The 13,874-nt window shown below is 46.5% G+C and carries 15 protein-coding genes and 1 riboswitch; of the genes, 7 read left to right on the top strand and 8 right to left on the bottom strand.

What is annotated here, in order from left to right; genetic code table 11:
- Positions 1-16: 16 nt before the first annotated feature.
- The 3 genes from rpmE to EYS05_RS17685 all read right to left on the bottom strand — a co-directional run bounded on the left by rpmE (position 17) and on the right by EYS05_RS17685 (position 3,104).
- The gene (rpmE, locus tag EYS05_RS09210; protein ID WP_118512592.1) at positions 17-220 is read right to left on the bottom strand and encodes a 50S ribosomal protein L31; all 204 of its coding nucleotides are present in this window, start codon (positions 218-220) and stop codon (positions 17-19) included.
- Between the two features lie 106 nt (positions 221-326).
- Positions 327-1,859, bottom strand: coding sequence for a transcription termination factor Rho (rho, locus tag EYS05_RS09205; protein WP_138277059.1), 1,533 nt, complete (start codon positions 1,857-1,859; stop codon positions 327-329).
- 249 nt (positions 1,860-2,108) lie between these two features.
- Positions 2,109-3,104 (bottom strand): anthrax toxin lethal factor-related metalloendopeptidase, encoded by a 996-nt coding sequence (locus EYS05_RS17685; RefSeq protein WP_243119072.1) that lies wholly within the window; start codon positions 3,102-3,104, stop codon positions 2,109-2,111.
- A 160-nt stretch (positions 3,105-3,264) separates the two neighbouring features.
- A riboswitch (cyclic di-GMP riboswitch) is annotated at positions 3,265-3,352 on the bottom strand.
- Between the two features lie 129 nt (positions 3,353-3,481).
- On the opposite strand from EYS05_RS17685, the gene EYS05_RS09190 reads away from it, so the two are divergent.
- The 7 genes from EYS05_RS09190 to EYS05_RS09160 are packed head-to-tail and all read left to right on the top strand — an operon-like array spanning position 3,482 to position 8,318.
- Positions 3,482-4,399 carry a transglutaminase-like domain-containing protein gene (locus tag EYS05_RS09190; protein WP_174235841.1) on the top strand — a complete coding sequence of 306 codons (918 nt, stop codon included), beginning with the start codon at positions 3,482-3,484 and terminating at the stop codon, positions 4,397-4,399.
- A 21-nt stretch (positions 4,400-4,420) separates the two neighbouring features.
- A complete protein-coding gene (locus EYS05_RS09185; RefSeq protein ID WP_138277058.1) occupies positions 4,421-5,464 on the top strand; it encodes a type II secretion system F family protein in 1,044 nt (347 codons plus the stop codon).
- Between the two features lie 12 nt (positions 5,465-5,476).
- On the top strand, positions 5,477-5,833 hold the full coding sequence (locus EYS05_RS09180; RefSeq protein ID WP_138277057.1) for a hypothetical protein: 357 nt from the start codon (positions 5,477-5,479) through the stop codon (positions 5,831-5,833).
- Positions 5,830-6,324, top strand: a complete 495-nt coding sequence (locus EYS05_RS09175) for a DUF4860 domain-containing protein (protein WP_118623368.1) — start codon at positions 5,830-5,832, stop codon at positions 6,322-6,324. Before EYS05_RS09180 ends, EYS05_RS09175 begins: the two co-directional genes overlap by 4 nt.
- Entirely contained in the window at positions 6,321-6,770 is a 450-nt protein-coding gene (locus tag EYS05_RS09170) for a hypothetical protein (RefSeq protein ID WP_138277056.1), read from the top strand. Before EYS05_RS09175 ends, EYS05_RS09170 begins: the two co-directional genes overlap by 4 nt.
- The gene (locus tag EYS05_RS09165) at positions 6,767-7,252 is read left to right on the top strand and encodes a hypothetical protein (protein ID WP_138277055.1); all 486 of its coding nucleotides are present in this window, start codon (positions 6,767-6,769) and stop codon (positions 7,250-7,252) included. The genes EYS05_RS09170 and EYS05_RS09165 overlap by 4 nt, the downstream gene beginning before the upstream one ends.
- Positions 7,253-7,256: 4 nt before the next feature.
- Positions 7,257-8,318, top strand: coding sequence for a type IV pilus twitching motility protein PilT (locus EYS05_RS09160; protein WP_138277054.1), 1,062 nt, complete (start codon positions 7,257-7,259; stop codon positions 8,316-8,318).
- A 172-nt stretch (positions 8,319-8,490) separates the two neighbouring features.
- Here the strand turns inward: EYS05_RS09160 and EYS05_RS09155 are convergent, their stop codons facing one another.
- The 5 genes from EYS05_RS09155 to EYS05_RS09135 all read right to left on the bottom strand — a co-directional run bounded on the left by EYS05_RS09155 (position 8,491) and on the right by EYS05_RS09135 (position 13,730).
- On the bottom strand, positions 8,491-8,991 hold the full coding sequence (locus EYS05_RS09155; protein ID WP_118512600.1) for a COG2426 family protein: 501 nt from the start codon (positions 8,989-8,991) through the stop codon (positions 8,491-8,493).
- Between the two features lie 16 nt (positions 8,992-9,007).
- Entirely contained in the window at positions 9,008-10,066 is a 1,059-nt protein-coding gene (gene hisC / locus EYS05_RS09150) for a histidinol-phosphate transaminase (RefSeq protein ID WP_138277053.1), read from the bottom strand.
- 178 nt (positions 10,067-10,244) lie between these two features.
- Complete coding sequence (locus EYS05_RS09145; RefSeq protein ID WP_118512602.1) at positions 10,245-11,420, bottom strand: NAD(P)-dependent malic enzyme; 1,176 nt, start codon at positions 11,418-11,420, stop codon at positions 10,245-10,247.
- 56 nt (positions 11,421-11,476) lie between these two features.
- Entirely contained in the window at positions 11,477-12,607 is a 1,131-nt protein-coding gene (locus EYS05_RS09140; protein WP_138277052.1) for an Ldh family oxidoreductase, read from the bottom strand.
- Between the two features lie 388 nt (positions 12,608-12,995).
- Entirely contained in the window at positions 12,996-13,730 is a 735-nt protein-coding gene (locus EYS05_RS09135; RefSeq protein WP_118512603.1) for a FadR/GntR family transcriptional regulator, read from the bottom strand.
- Positions 13,731-13,874 lie beyond the last annotated feature (144 nt).

The raw sequence follows: 13,874 nt of genomic DNA, 5'->3' as shown, positions 1-13,874 counted from the left end.
CCTGTATTCGCAATAATTACTTACTCAGGCCGTATTTCTTGTTGAACTTATCGATACGTCCACGAGCCTGTGAAGCCTTCTGCTGTCCTGTGTAGAACGGATGGCATTTGGAACAGATCTCAACATGGATGTCCTCTTTAGTAGAACCTGTTACGAAAGTATTTCCGCAGTTGCAGGTTACAGTTGCCTGATAGTAGTTCGGATGGATTCCTTCTCTCATGATTTTCACCTCTCTATATATTTTAATATTATTCGTATTCAATTGACGAATTCCATTTTAAACAGCTTGCTAAGTATAACATAGCTTTCCATAAAATGCAAGGACTTTATAAAAATTTCTGTTTCTTTACAGTCTGTACCAGTTCTGCATTGTTCCTGGTTCTGGCAAAGGTATTCAGGATCTGTTCTACTGCCTCATCCGCTTTCATTCCGTTGAGAGCTTTCCGCATAATATAAACCGCTTCCTGTTCATCCTTGCTGAGAAGCAGATCCTCTCTTCTGGTTCCGGATTTCTGGATGTCAATGGCCGGGAATACCCGTTTCTCCTGTAATTTACGATCCAGGACAAGCTCCATATTACCGGTTCCCTTGAACTCTTCATAAATAACATCATCCATCTTGCTTCCGGTATCCACAAGTGCGGTTGCCAGAATCGTCAGGCTTCCGCCCTCGCGCATATTACGGGCTGCGCCAAAAAATCTCTTGGGCATATGGAGAGCCGCCGGGTCAAGACCACCGGATAAGGTTCTTCCGCTTGGCGGGATGATCAGATTATAGGCTCTGGCAAGCCGTGTGATCGAATCCAGAAGAATGATCACATCCTGTTTATGCTCTACAAGACGGCGCGCACGCTCCACAACCATCTCGGAAACTCTCTTATGATGTTCCGGAAGCTCATCAAAGGTAGAATAGATCACTTCCACATTCGGTCCCTGAATCGCCTCTCTGATATCGGTAACCTCCTCAGGGCGCTCATCGATCAGAAGAATGATCAGATGCATATCTCTGTTATTCCTGAGGATAGATTTGGCAACATCTTTCAGAAGGGTTGTCTTACCTGCCTTTGGCGGAGATACGATCATTCCTCGCTGGCCCTTTCCGATAGGACTGATCAGATCCACGATACGCATGGCCGTTGTGCCGCCTGCACGTTCCATGACAAGTCTCTCATTCGGAAAGATTGGTGTCATATCTTCAAAATTATATCGTCTCTGTCCCTCACTCGGATGGAAACCGTTAATGGAAGATACGTAAAGAAGGGCGCTGAACTTCTCTCCCTGAGTCTTAATGCGGATATTTCCCTGGATGATATCACCGGTCTTTAAATTAAAACGTCGGATCTGGGAAGGAGACACATAAATGTCATTCTCACCCGGCATATAATTCTCGCATCGGATAAAGCCATATCCATCCGGAAGAACCTCAAGGATCCCGTTAGCCTTTTCACCACTGTCCAGCTGGGTAGATTCTGACGGGACATTCCCGTTCTCCCTTACAGATTCCCGGTTATATTCACGGTTATATTCACGATTGTACTCTCTGCGGATATTTGTGTTTCTGTGTTCCTGCTCATTCTTATCACTACGATATTCCTTCCGCTGCTCCTGAAGACCTTCCCCTGCCGGACGGGTACGATATTCTGTTTTTTCCGAATCATAGCTTTTTTCTTTTGCAGTATTTTCTGCCGGTGTACTTTTGTGTACTTCTTCAGAATTTCCTCTGTCGGACTCTTTGGCGTCCTCCTCCAGCATCCGCTCGATCAGTGCCGGTTTTCTCAGAGTAGAAATCCCCTTCATCCCTCTCGCCTTTGCCAGATCCTTCAGCACCGCCAGAGACAATGATTCATACTTTTCTCTCATATTAAATCCTCTATTCTTAAATCTGATAAATTATATATTTGTTGTTTATGGAATCAGATACAACCTGACATGGCTGCACTTTTTTGAATGAAAGCATGTTTTCAGCTTATGTTTCATTATACACACCTTATAGAGTCTATTGCAAGAAATATTTATCGACATTTTTTTTATACTTTTCTCACAAAAAAGAAAAAAATCTGCCCGGGAGATATCTCCCGGACAGATCCAACGTTTCTGTATGCTTCTTCTTTAGCTCCAGAACGGTCCGTATATATCCATGACTCTCTGGACACGTTCATCGGTAATTTTATTCAGAGCCTCCACGATCGCTGCATACGTCTTTGGTCTCTGTCTCTTAAGTGTTGACGGGCTTGTTACATACTCAAGCACTGATTCTGCAAAATATTCTGAACTGTTCTGCGTTGCATAGCTTCTGTTGATACCTGTAAATTTGGATTTTTCGCTGTTATAAACTGCAGCAAAAGCACTTGTTCTGTCTACGTTTCCCGCAACAAAAGCAAGGAAATGTCCCAGTTCATGGTAGACTGTCTCATTTTCAAAACGAAGGATGATGCTTCTTGAATGTGCGTTAAAGCAGCCTCCGTAGTTAACAGACGGATCAACCGTTACAGTAAATCCAAGCTTCTTGTAGGCATTGAGCACCCTGCTGTCCATCTTCGGTGCAATGGAAGCAATATTGCTTACTGAATATTTGCTGTCCATGCTGATGTTTTCTACTTCTTTTGTGGAAGCTGCATTCACTTTGCCGGCAGTACCTGCAGCTGCCCTGACTGTTGTGGTCGTCTGAATGGTTGTAGTCACTTTCCGTGTCTGAACGGCTGTTTTTGATTTCTTTGTGTATTTCTGTGTTGTTGCAGTCTTAACTGTCTTTAATGTTTTTACGGTTGTATTTCTGTTTGTTTTCTTTGTGGTCGTACTCTTCTTATTGGTAGTCGGAAGCTTCTTGGTATAAGTCTTGGTTGCCGCTTTTTTAAGCTTAACTTTTTTTCTGGTTGTCTTGGTATTTGAAGTCGTTTTGGTAGTCACCTTCGGTTTTGAAGCAAGTGGAGTGTCATCCTCTGTGATGGTAGTTTCCATTACCGGATCTGTAAAATCCGGAAACTCCGGAACCTGTGACGACTGCCAGACATTAAAGCCACCTGCCAGTACAATAACAGCTGCGAGACATCCTGCCAAAGCTTTTTTCCTGCCTGTAAAAATTTTACGAATATCTGTTCTTTTCATATCATTCACACCTTTCTGAAAGCCGACGTTTCAGTTTCCACCCCAAACCGGATTTTAGGCATCAAAAAAACCGCTTATTCTAACAAAATAAACGGCCGCATCAAAACACATATCCTTGTTCATAGATGTTATCTGAATACGTCATTAAATCGGAATTTAATGCGGCAACCGGCTGTCATAGTCATCCTTCGGACCTTAGACCCATGGCTTTGCGTCCCTGTCTTTCAACAGGTTTGCCCTTATATGTATAGTATATGTTTTTTTCCCTGAAATGTCAACATTTTCCCCTGCATTTTGAGCCTTGCTCCTGTCTTTTTTTCACGGAATCTGCTATACTGTTCAAAAAGAAAGCATGATATAACAGGAGAACGGAAACCATGTCAAAATTTTTACCAGTCCGTCTCTTTTTTGTATGGCTGCTTTTCGGAATCCTGCTGGCAGGCTGCGGAAATTCTCCTTCCTCCGATGAAGAACCTCCGGTATATTCTCCGGCCAGAGTCCTCACCCCGGAGGCCCCCGGCAAAAAAACACTGGGCAGCTCCCCTCTGATCCTGGATATTTCCAATCAGGATCAGGGATATCTGACTGCAGAATCCGATTCCGATGATTCCCGCATGAACATTCAGCTTACCGCTCCCTCCGGTGTGGTCTATTCCTATTTTCTGGAACCAGATGAACAGGCGGTACTTCCTTTTTCCGAAGGCTCCGGTGAGTATCTCATCACCTGCTATCAGCAGGTAGATGGAAACCAGTATGCCGCCCTTTACACGGAAACGCTCACAGTAAAGCTTCAGAATGAATTTCTTCCGTTTCTGTATCCAAACCAGTACGTGGACTTTTCTTCCAAAAGTGAAGCCTGCAAACTGGCAGCCTCTCTTGTCAAAGAGGACATGACCGACATCGACATCCTGAAAACCTTCTATACATACGTTACCAGTCATATTTCCTACGATTATGACAAAGCCGATTCTGTCGAAGCCGGTTATCTTCCTGATGTAGATGATACTTTAAACACCGGCACAGGGATCTGTTTCGATTACGCTGCACTGACTACTGCAATGCTCCGCAGTCAGGACATTCCCTGCAAGCTTCAGATCGGCTATTCCGGTGATGTGAAGCATGCATGGATCGATGTTTATATCCGTGGCAGAGGCTGGGTGACAAAGGCAGTATCTTTTGACGGAGACACCTGGAAGCTGATGGATCCCACCTTTGACGCCAACAGTGATGGTGATGAAGCGATCCAGGAATATATCGGTGATGAAAGCAATTATACGGTACAGTTCACGCGCTGACCCACTAAAGGAGACATTATTATGAAAAACAAACTGACAGCCCGGGAATTATCCAGTTTCTGCGGGCAGATGGGAATGCTTCTGCATTCCGGCATATCCACAGCTGAAGGACTTCACATCCTCTGTGACGAGAGCAAGACCGATGCAGACCGGCAAATCCTCACACCCCTGATCCGTTCTGTGGAAGAAAACGGTTCTCTTTCCCGGGCTCTTGACGAATCCGGGGTCTTTCCCTCATCCATGACCGCCTATGTCCGGACCGGCGAGGAAACCGGCTGCCTGGATGAGATCATGGAAAGTCTCAGTTCCCACTATGAACAGGAGGAAGAAATCTCCGGACAGATACGGTCTGCAGTCACTTATCCGCTGCTCATGCTTGGCATGATGGCTGTTGTGATCCTGGTCCTTCTGATAAAAGTCCTGCCGGTATTTCAACAGGTATTTAACCAGATGGGAATGGAAATGAACGGGGTTTCCCGGGGACTTCTGAATGCGGGCAACGTGATCAGCCGGTATTCCTCTGTTTTTCTGATCCTCGCCGCAGTCCTCATTAGCTGCATCCTGTTTTTCAGTCTTACGGAAAAAGGCCACAGCCAGCTGCGAAAAATGGACATCCATCTCCCGTTTTTCCGTGAGATCCCGGTTGCCATGGATTACAGTCGTCTGACCCAGGGCCTTTCCCTGGGACTTCGGAGCGGACTTTCCCCGGAAACCAGCCTGGAGCTTACAAAGGATCTGATCTCACAGCCGGTGATACTCGAAAGACTCCGGAAGGCTTCCTCTATCCTGGATAGCGGAGAAACTTTTTCCAAGGCTCTTACAGAATCCGGTCTGTTCGGCGGCATGGAAGGCCGTCTCATCACGATATCCTTCTATTCCGGTTCCAGTGACGAAACCTTCCGCAGGCTTTCCCGGCAGTACACCGAAAAATCCATAGATCTGATCTCTCAGGCAGTCTCTATTGTGGAGCCTACCATCGTGATCCTGCTGTCTCTTCTTGTGGGGCTGGTCCTTTTATCCGTCATGATGCCGCTTCTGGGGATCCTCTCAGATTTTGCAATGTAAGGTGGTGACCGTATGAAACTTTTTGAAAGCCGCAGAACAAAATTTCTCAGAACATTTTTTCTTCTCTTTCCGGCGCTGCTTCTGGTTTTATCCTGCACCTTGTTTGTGGCAGGTGTCAGCAGCACCTCCGACCAGGCTGTGCAAAAAGAACAGAGCGCTCTGGAGCAGGCGCTGAAAAACGGCGCTATCCGCACCTATGCCCTCACAGGTACATACCCAGAAAGCCTGTCCCAGCTTCTCTCGGATTATCATATCACTTATGACAAAACCAAATTCGTAGTAGAATATGTTCCTAACGGTTCCAATCTCCTGCCATCTATCAGTGTAATCGCTCTGTCCGGCAGTGTGAAAGGAGGGAATGTCTCATGAATCACCGGAAGAACACCGGACATTCCGTTTCTTCTCTTTTTTCGCTTCTTCTTTTCGGTGTTTTTGTTCTGTTCCTTATACTAATGCTGCTATTTTCCGCCCGGATTTACCAGCAGACTGTGAAACAGACTGACTCCGATTCCGAGCTTGGGACCGCAGCAACTTATCTGACTACCAAATTCCGGCAGCACGACCGCGGCGATGAGATTTTTTCCGGTTCCCTGGATGATATTCCGGCTCTTTGTTTCCGGGACGATATCAAAGGAAAAGAATATATCACGTATATTTACCTGAAGAATGACAGTCTGATGGAGCTTTTCACTGCAAAAGGCTCTCAGGCCAGCTCTGATGCAGGGACCGTCATCTCACAGCTTTCCGATTTCCGGTTTTCGGAAATGGAAAATGGTTTTTACCACTTTTCCCTGGAAAGTACCACAGGGATCCGCTCGGAATTCCTGCTTCATCGCACTGCCCAAAAGGAGGCATCATGAAAAAATCAAGACATAATTCCGGCACCAGCCTTTTTCTGATGGAAATGATCCTTGCCCTTTTGTTTCTGTCACTTTCCTCAGCTGCCTGCATCCAGATCTTCGCGGCAGCACGGAAAAGCCGGCTCCAGGCAGAACAGTGGAACCAGATCCAGGCTCTCACAACCTCCGTGGGCGAGGTACTGGAAGGCACTGACGGAACCGATGAACAGATCCTCTCTCTGCTTCCGGGGGGCATCAAAAAGGACACCAGCCTGATCTGGTATTATAACCGTAACTGGCAGAGCTGCTCTTCCGGAGAAGCCGCCTGTGAAATGATCCTGGAAACAGATATTTCTTCAGAAAAATCCGGCGAGCTTTCTTTCCAGCAGCTTTCCAACGGCAATGAGCTTTATCGGATCACCCTGCGTTTTCCTGTTGATGATTACAGAAGGGAGGCTGTACATTGAAGCAGAAGCATACGTTTTTTGTAACTGTCGGCATTCCTTCCCTGGTTCTTATCTTCTCTGTACTGTGTCTCTGTGTACTTGCTCTGCTTACTCTTGGAAGCTCCAGATCCAGTCTTAACACAGCCAGACATTCTATGGAACAGACCGAAAATTATTACACCGGCTGCGCAGACGCCACGGAAACCGTTTCAGAAATCCATGATGATCTGGAGCAATACAGGGAAAAAGCTTCCGATGAGACCGGATATTTTTCCATGGTACAAAAGCTTGCGGACACAAGGGACGATCTCAGCTGGGATCCCCACAGCCACACCCTTTCCTTCTCCGTTGGAATTTCCGAGACACAACAGCTTTCTGTAGTGCTTGAGATTTTTTACCCGCAGAAAAAAAGCTCTTCTGCTTATCAGATCCTGCAATGGAACACAGAGCTTACCGGATCCTGGCAACCTGACAACCACCAGAATGTATTTAAAGGAGAATAAACCTATGGATACCTCTATTCCTGAATTTTTGGCAGAAGCTGCCAACCGGCGTGTCTCTGATATCTTTATCATCGCCGGCCGCCCTCTGGCAGAAAAAATCGACGGTCATCTTTTGGACCGTGGTGACAGGCTGATGCCTGATCAGACAGAAAATTTACTCCGCACCATTTACGGACTTGCGGAAAACCGCGATATATCCCGTCTTATGGAAACCGGTGATGATGACTTTTCTTTTTCTATTCCCGGTGTTTCCAGATTTCGTGTCAATGCCTACAAGCAGCGTGGTTCCCTGGCTGCCGTGATCCGCGTGATCGCCTTCCGGCTGCCGGATCCTGCAGAACTTTCCATTCCCGAGGATGTGATGAACATCTCCGAATATACCCGTGGCATGGTCCTTGTTACCGGTTCTGCCGGAAGCGGCAAATCCACCACCATGGCCTGTCTGATCGACCGGATCAACCATACCCGGGAAGGCCACATCATCACTCTGGAAGATCCTCTGGAATATCTCCACCGCCATGATCGCTGTATCGTCAGCCAGCGCGAGATCTGTACCGACACTGAAAGCTATCTGACCTCTCTTCGTGCCACACTACGCCAGAGCCCGGATGTGATCCTTCTTGGAGAGATGCGTGATCATGAAACCATCCAGACTGCCATGACCGCTGCGGAAACCGGTCATCTTGTCCTTTCCAGCCTGCATACTCTGGGAGCAGCCAACACCATTGAACGCATCATGGACGTGTTTGAGCCATCCCAGCAGCATCAGATTGCCCTCCAGCTTTCCATGGTCCTTCAGGCTGTGATCTCCCAGCAGCTGATCCCGGATGTGGACGGACGCAACATTCCTGTTTTCGAGATCATGCGCCTGACTCCTGCCATCCGCAATATGATCCGCGACAATAAAGTACACCAGATCGAAGGCGTGATCTCCACATCAGGTCAGGAGCAGATGCGTTCTATGGACCAGAGCCTTCTGGAATTATATAAAAAAGGCCGTATCACCAGGGATACAGCTCTGAAATACGCTTTAAACGCTGACATGCTGAAGCGCAGACTTATGTAAGGATCTTCTTGGTATACATCTGCCTGATATGTAAAAGCACATAAAAAAATCCCTTACCAATATCTGATATGTTTCCAGAATACAGAACACATATCATTTTACAGATCCGGTAAGGGATTTCTTTATTTTCAATCCGATTTCGATCAGAAAGACATTCCTTCTCTGCGGTCGGTCAATGCACTACATTTCCTACAATTCCATAAGAAACAATATACATAATGGCACTTGCCATAAAAAGTCCGCACAGGATCGCAATGGAGGATTTTTTGATATCCACCTCAAGAAGAGAGGCGATCAGTGCACCTGTCCAGGCTCCTGTGCCCGGAAGAGGGATTCCCACAAACAGCAAAAGTCCAAGAAATTCATATCTCTTGATCTGGTCACTCTTTCCCATAGCTCTATTTTCCAGCTTTGTGATCAGACCTCTGAATGTCTTTGTTTTTTTCATCCATTTAAAAATCTGCCGGATAAAAAGCAGGATAAACGGAATCGGAACAATATTTCCCACGATACAGATCGGCAATGCCTTCGCAGCCGATATCTTCAGCAGAGAGGCTGCCAGAAGACCGCCTCGAAGCTCCAGTATCGGGATCATAGAAATGATGAACACAGCACCCTCGGGAGAGATAAACTGTGCAAGGTGGTGTGAAAACCATTGTACCAGTACTTCCATAATACCTCCTTAACTGTTATTTCTGCAGATATTCCGTCAGGAATTCTACCAGTTTTTTCATCTCCTCATCGGTACCGATGGTGATACGGAGATGATTGTCGATCCTGTCCTTCGGGAAATATCTTACATAGATATGTTTCTCCCGCAGTGCTGCGAAAAGCTCTTTGGCCGGACAGCTCTCATGTGTGGCAAAGATAAAGTTGGATCTGGAATCCTGGAAGGAAAATCCAAGCTTCCTGAGCTCTGCCTTTGTCCACTCTCTTGTTGCAATGATCTTATGGCAGCATTCCTCAAAATATGCCTTATCCTCCATAGATGCCACACCAGCTGCGATAGTAGTACGATCCATGGTATAGGAATTAAAGGAATATTTCACATCATTGAGATATTTGATCAGCTCCGGATTTCCGAAGGCATATCCAATACGCATTCCTGCCAGGGATCTGGACTTGGAGAAGGTCTGCACAACAAGCAGATTATCATATTTTTCGATCAACGGCAGTGCGGATGCTGCTCCGAAATCCACGTACGCCTCATCTACGATCACGATACTCTCCGGATTCTTTGCTACGATCTCCTCGATCTCGGAAAGAGGCATTTCCACGCCGGTCGGTGCATTGGGGTTAGGGAATACGATTCCGCCGTTTTCACGGAAATAATCTTCTTTACGGATATGGAACTCCTCATCTAATACCGGGCGCTCATATGGGATCCTTAAAAGATCTGCCCATACATCATAGAAGGAATAGGTGATATCCGGGAACAGAATCGGCTTCTCTGAATTAAAAAATGTGAGAAAACACATAGCCAGTACGTCATCGGAACCAACGCCTGTAAATACCTGATCATCCTTCAGTCCGTAGAACGCGGCAATACTGTGTACCAGTTCTCCTGCTGTCGGATCCGGATAAAGTCTCAGGGTATCGGCATCAAGGGCCTTCAGCGCCTTCTCAACACCCGGAGCCGGTGAATATGGATTCTCGTTTGTATTCAGTTTGATCATGCCACTCTCATTTGGCTGCTCGCCAGGAATATACGGCACTACTTTTCGTATATTAGCTTCCCATGGTTTCATGCTGTGCTTAACCTCCTATCATATTCTTTTGCTATTGTACTCACTGAGAGGACATTTGTCAAAGGGTAATACCACCTGCCGGGAAACAAAAAGACACCCGTACCGGGTTACAGAGTACGGGTGTCTGATATATTCTTCTTAATGAAGGGCTGTTTTGGTTCGTATCAGGCGCTTAAGATCAGATACGTGCTACGCCTGTTGCTTTTGCTGCCTCTGCTACTGCTTTTGCGACAGCCGGTCCGACTCTCTTGTCGAATGCCTTCGGAATGATATACTCCGGAGAAAGCTCCTCATCTGTGATCAGATCTGCAAGAGCCTTGGAAGCTGCGATTTTCATCTCATCGTTGATATCGCTTGCTCTTACATCAAATGCACCACGGAAGATTCCAGGGAATGCAAGAACGTTGTTGATCTGGTTCGGGAAGTCACTTCTTCCTGTAGAGATAACCTTTGCTCCGCCTGCTTTTGCGTCATCCGGGAAAATCTCCGGTATCGGGTTTGCGCATGCGAAGATGATGGCATCTTTGTTCATGGTCTTAACCATCTCTGTTGTAACTGCTCCAGGAGCGGAAACACCGATAAATACATCCGCGCCAACCAGCATCTCTGCAAGAGATCCCTGTTTCTTCTGAAGGTTTGTGAGCTTGCTCATCTCTTCCTTAACCGGGTTCATTCCTTCTGTACGTCCCTCATAGATGGCACCCTTTCTGTCGCAGAGTGTAACATCCTTGAAGCCTGCTTTCAGAAGAAGTCTGCAGATAGAGATAGCAGCTGCACCTGCACCGTTCATAACGATACGAACATCCTCTTTCTTCTTTCCGACAACCTTAAGAGCATTTGTCAGGCCTGCAAGTGTGATAACTGCAGTTCCGTGCTGGTCATCATGGAAGATCGGAATATCACATTTTTCTTTCAGCTTCTTCTCGATCTCAAAGCATCTCGGAGCGGAGATATCCTCAAGGTTAACACCACCGAAGGATCCGGAGATCATGTAAATAGTATTTACGATCTCGTCTACATCATGGCTCTTAATGCAAAGCGGGAATGCGTCTACATCGCCGAATGCCTTGAAAAGTACACATTTACCTTCCATTACAGGCATACCTGCTTCCGGTCCGATGTCACCAAGACCAAGAACTGCGGAACCGTCTGTTACAACAAGACACATATTCCATCTTCTTGTAAGCTCGTAGGATTTATTGATATCTTTCTGGATCTCAAGGCAAGGCTGAGCTACACCTGGTGTATATGCAAGAGAAAGGTCGTCTTTATTCTCAACCGGCACTCTTGTAACAACCTCGATCTTACCTTTCCAATCTCCGTGCAGTCTTAATGACTCTTTTGCATAATCCATTTTCTTTTCCTCCTTGGATAATTATGATATATTTCATTTCAAAAGGATTACCTGAATTAATAATTACCATCGAAGAATTTACTGTCCTTCGGAAGCTCATAGCCTTCAAAATAAGAACCAAAATCAAGCTTCAGATAACTGCAGAGATCAGCAAGCTCTACCATGGTATTGTCGTTGACCGGAATGCCATTCTCTTTTCTGTCTTTTTCAGCAGCTACCTCTTTCTCGCCGTGTGTATAGATCCTGTCCTGACCGTCTGCCTTCGGACTCTCCCGAAGTGCCTCAAGGTATTCTGAAAAATGTTTGCGGATCGCATCCGGATCTCCGAATGCCTCCGGGTTGATTGCCATAAATCCATGGCAGATACCGGTCTTATCCGGGAATGTACAGCACTTGTCGGAGGTAACGCCCATGGAAAGAATAGAGCTGAACAGCTCACAGAGCATTCCATAGCCATATCCCTTATGGCTTCCGCTGACTTCCTCGTTTCCGCCGAGAGGCATGATTCCGCCGCCTTTCTTGGCTACGATGTTTGCAAGTACATCCGGTGCATTATTGCTGGCATGACCGTTTTTGTCAAGTGCCCAGCCATCCGGAAGAGGCTTGCCCATCTTATTATACATTTCCAGTTTACCTCTGGTTACAACTGTTGTCGAACAGTCAAAGAAAAACGGGTACGGGTCTGCAGGCATAGCAACTGCGATCGGGTTGGAACCCAGCATAGCCTTTCTTCCGAAGGTCGGTACCATGATCGCCTCGGAGTTGGTACATGCCATTCCAAGAAGTCCTTCATGACAGGCCATGTTCGCATAATACCCTGCAATACCGAAATGGTTGGAATTTCGTACACTTACGATTCCCACACCAGTTGTCTTCGCCTTCTCAATTGCCTTTTCCATGGCAAAATGGCTGATCAGCTGGCCCATTCCATTATGTCCGTCTATCACAGCAGAAATCGGTGTCTCAAAAACAACTTCCGGTTTCGCCTGGGGATGAATAGTCCCCTTCTCGATTCCTTTATGGTAACGAACCATTCTCTGCATTCCGTGGCTCTCGATCCCATAGAGATCAGCAGTCAGAAGAACATCTTTAATGATGCTTCCTTCTTCCTCAGAAAAACCAAATGCTTTAAAAACATCTCCGCAGAAATGGTTCAGTGTGTCATAACTCCATTTTACATATCCCATAATCGCAAGTCCTTTCTCCTGATATGTCCGGCAGGTTACTGCCCACGCTGTGACCCGCAGCATACTTTATATAATACTGCAGGGGTACAGTAACCTTCATCCTGTGCTGTCTCGTCTTACGCTGTCCTGCCTCATGCTGCCTCAACTTGTGCTGCCTCAACTTGTGCTGTCTCATCCTACGTTGTCTTGTCTCATGTTGTCTCGTCTCAAGCTGTCTCGTCTTATGTTGTCTCGTCTCATGAAGCCTTCGGGATGCTGCCATAATATCAAACTTTTTGGTATTACCAATACATTCCCTATTATAGCACGCGGTCTTACCAAAATCAATAGTGGTCTTACCAGATCAACGGGATTTTTACTGAAATTTTATTTATTTTTTTCAAGTGGATCAGCGATGAAATACAAGGCTGTTCTCACCCTGCTGCTGTGCGATCTCCATTATATATTTCTCAATGGTTTCCATATGTTCGCGCATCAGCCTCTCCGCCTGGTTCCGGTCTCCGGAAATAATGGCTTCCACCAGTCTTCTGTGCTGGTCATCCACCTCAAGAGCGGAATTATGTTTCTGCATAATATAAGCTCGGGTACCGGAAATGATCTCCTCTGTCAGCTGCGCTGCCGCATCCAGAACATTATAGATCATAGGATTCCCTGCGATCCTGCCGATCTTCGTATGAAGCTTCTTATCAAGACCTGCACGAGCTTTCTCGTCCTCTGAGCTCTCCAGCTGTGCCAGGATGGAACGCAGATCTAATGCATCCTTCTCTGTACACTTCCCGGCTGCAAGAAGCGCAGCCTCCTGCTCCAGCGCAGAACGAAGTTCCTGCACCTGCTGTACATGGCTGTTATTCAGCTGAAAAAGAAGGGCCAGTGGTGCAGAAAGCCACTGATCCATATTCTCGGTAATATAGTTGGCTCCGCCGCGGACCGTTGTGACAATTCCCATCAGCTCCAGTGCCCGCAGGACTTCACGGACAGCAGGTCTGGAAACTCCCAGTGATTCTGCCATAACACGTTCCGCAGGTAAAGTGTCCCCCGGCTTCAGTTCTCCCCGCCGGATATTTTCTATGATCTGCACTAATATTCCGTCAAATGCTCGTTCTTCTGTAATCTTTGTAAACATGTCGTCCGTTTCGGCCGCCTTCCTTTATTATTGTGTTGCCTTCCTTTACATAAAAATTCCGGAATATAGACAAGTGGATATTCACCATTCTCAGTCATCATGCAGTTCTGCACCATATAATCGCTCTGCAGCTATTCAGCCAGT

This window comes from Blautia sp. SC05B48, from assembly GCF_005848555.1.
GTDB lineage: Bacteria > Bacillota > Clostridia > Lachnospirales > Lachnospiraceae > Blautia_A.
This window is presented reverse-complemented; position numbering and strand designations above follow the sequence as displayed.